2 protein-coding genes are annotated in these 1983 nt (G+C 74.6%); both read left to right on the top strand.

Annotated elements, in window-relative coordinates; all coding sequences use genetic code 11:
• On the top strand, positions 1–1226 hold a 1226-nt coding region (locus K206_RS39680; RefSeq protein WP_020205980.1), incomplete at its 5' end, for a cytochrome c.
• Positions 1227–1293: 67 nt separating this feature from the next.
• Positions 1294–1983: NAD(P)/FAD-dependent oxidoreductase (locus K206_RS39675; RefSeq protein WP_020205979.1), on the top strand; the 690-nt coding region annotated here is incomplete at its 3' end.

Genomic DNA, 1983 nt, shown 5'->3' with positions numbered 1-1983 from the left:
CCCAGCCCGCCGCCGCCGATGCCGCGCGCGTCGAGCGCGGCCGCTACCTCGCCAAGGTCGCCAACTGCGCGGCCTGCCATACCGCCCCCGGCGGCGCGCCGTTCGCGGGCGGCCTGCCGCTGCGCACCGGCGTGGGCACGGTCTATTCCACCAACATCACGCCCGACGCCGAAACCGGCATCGGCGGCTACAGCCTCGCGGAGTTCGACCGCGCGCTGCGCGAGGGCGTGGCGAAGCACGGCAAGCGGCTGTATCCGGCCATGCCTTACCCGTCCTACGCCAGGCTGGCCGAGCCGGACGTGCAGGCGCTCTACGCCTACCTGCGCGCCGAGGTGAAGCCGGTGCGCCGGGCCGCCGCCGCGCCCGAGATGCGCTGGCCGTTCGGCATGCGCTGGCTGCTGCGCGTGTGGAACTGGCTGTTCCTGGACAGCGGCCCGGCCGAGGCCGGCGCCGGCCAGAGCGCCGAATGGCGGCGCGGCGCCTACCTGGTGCAGGCCGTGGCCCACTGCGGCGCCTGCCACACGCCGCGCGGCACGCTGCTGGCCGAGCGCGGACTGGACGAGCGCAGCCGGCACTTCCTGGCCGGCGCCAGCGTGGACGGCTGGGCCTCCACCAGCCTGCGCGGCGACCCGCGCACCGGGCTGGGCGGCTGGTCGCGCGAGGACATCGTCGAATACCTGCACACCGGCCGCAACGCGCATGCCACCTCGTTCGGGCCGATGTCCGAGGTGATCGCCTCGTCCACGCAGTTCATGACCCGCCCGGACCTGGAGGCGGTCGCCACCTACCTCAAGTCCATTCCAGGCGCGCGCGGCGAGACGCCATACCGCTATGACGCCGCCACCGCCGAGCGGCTGGCCCAGGGCCGCTTCGACGCGACCGGCGCGCGCCAGTACGCGGAGTTCTGCATGCCGTGCCACGGCGCCGGCGGCAAGGGCTTCGCGCGGGTCTTCCCGCCGCTGGCGGGCAATCCGACCGTGATGGACCCGGACCCGTCCGCGCTGGCCAGCCTGCTGCTCGACGGCGCCGTCACGGCCCAGGTCGGCACCGCCGCCACCGACTATCACATGCCCGGCTACGGCTGGACCCTGGACAACCAGGAACTGGCCAACGTGCTGACCTTCATCCGCGCCGGCTGGGGCAACGACGCCAGCCCGGTCGGCGAGGCCGCCGTGGCCGCGCGCCGCGCCGAGCTCGACCGCCGCCGTCAGGCGGCCGGGCGCTGAGCCGCGCGGGCAGGGACACGCAGGGACCGGGCAAAGACAAGCAGCGACAAGCGAAGGCCACACCGACATGACCATCACGCGCAGGGATTTCCTCAACGGCGCCGCGCTCACCATTGCCGCCGGCCTCGCGCCGGGCCAGCTGCTGCGGGCCGCCGAGCGCGGCGCGGCGGTGTATCCGCCGGCGCTCACCGGGCTGCGCGGCAACCACGCCGGCACCTACACGCTGGCGCACAGCCTGGCGCGCGAAGGCGCCAGATACCCCGGCGTGCTCGCGCGCGAAGCGTTCGACCTCGTGGTGGTCGGCGGCGGCATCAGCGGGCTGGCGGCGGCGTGGTTCTACCAGCGCCGCTTCGGCGCCGGCAAGCGCATCCTGATCCTCGACAACCACGACGATTTCGGCGGCCACGCCAAGCGCAACGAATTCACCGTGCGCGGGCAGAAACTCGTCACCTACGGCGGCAGCGCCGACATGCCCGCGGCCGCGCTCGACAGCCGCGCGGTGGCCACGCTGCTGGCCGGGCTGGGCGTGGAGACGAAGCGCCCGCCGGCCGGGCCCGATCCTTACCGCGACCTCGGCATGGGCCGCGCGGTGTTCTTCGACGCCGAGCATTTCGGCCGCGACCAGCTGCTGGCCGGCGACCCGTTCGCCGATCTGACCGACGCGCGCAACGCCGGCAATACAGGCGCGGCGGCGCCGTCGGCCGACGCCTTCAAGGCCTTCCTCGACAAGACGCCGCTGCCGCCGCAGGACCGCGCC

This window comes from Cupriavidus sp. WS (assembly GCF_000395345.1).
Lineage (GTDB): Bacteria > Pseudomonadota > Gammaproteobacteria > Burkholderiales > Burkholderiaceae > Cupriavidus > Cupriavidus basilensis_B.
Note: the sequence above shows the minus strand (reverse complement) of the source record. Positions and strands in the feature narration are given on the sequence as shown.